This window comes from Polaromonas sp. P4_H1, from assembly GCF_056400945.1.
The window spans coordinates 1-634 of the sequence record NZ_JBFUKG010000080.1 but is presented as its reverse complement, the minus strand read 5'-3'; the positions used below and the strand labels follow the sequence as shown (position 1 = coordinate 634).

At 59.9% G+C, this 634-nt stretch carries 1 protein-coding gene and 1 pseudogene; both read right to left on the bottom strand.

Annotation, left to right across the window (positions count from 1 at the left end; all coding sequences use genetic code 11):
• Positions 1 to 231, bottom strand: a 231-nt coding sequence (locus AC1DS5_RS25195; protein WP_477720977.1) for a PhnD/SsuA/transferrin family substrate-binding protein, incomplete at its 3' end; no start/stop codon positions are given.
• Between the two features lie 113 nt (positions 232 to 344).
• Positions 345 to 634, bottom strand: a pseudogene (locus tag AC1DS5_RS25190) (phosphonate ABC transporter ATP-binding protein); the annotation flags it as partial.

The window sequence follows — 634 nt, the reverse complement described above, 5'->3', positions numbered from 1 at the left end:
GATGACGGCTGCGTAGTCATTGGCGATGCGCAAATTGACCTTCACGCCGAGTTCTTTCGACAGATAGGCGACGAAGGGCGCCCAGCGCTCGGTAACGCCCGAGGCGTTTTCTGCCGGGATGATGGCGAAGGTCAGTTCCGGATACTTGGCCTTGTAATCCTGGGCCGAGGCCGAGGTGGCGGCGAAAGCCAGCGCCGCAGCGCTGAGCAGAATGGAGCGACGGTTGATCATGACAGTCCCTGTTTTGATCTGAGGTGAAACGTTTTTTCTTGGTAGAAGGCGCGTCTATCGCGGCGATGCCATCGTTACGATGACGTCACCGCGATAATTTCAACGCACTGCAATCACGCGACGGCAGCAACACCGTATTCGGGAACGCGGACAGGCGTCGGCATATGCGCCGATCCCATCACCTCATCGGCTTCGAGATCGTAGAGTTCACGGGCGATATGCTCGGTGAGCGCGGACGGCGCGCCATCGAACACGACGCGGCCGGCGGACATGCCGATCAGGCGATCGCAATAGGTGCGCGCCAGATCGAGCGAATGCAGGTTGCACATCACGGTGATGCCGAAGTGCTTGTTGATCCGCAGCAGCGCATCCATGACGATGCGGGTGTTGCGCGGATCGAGCG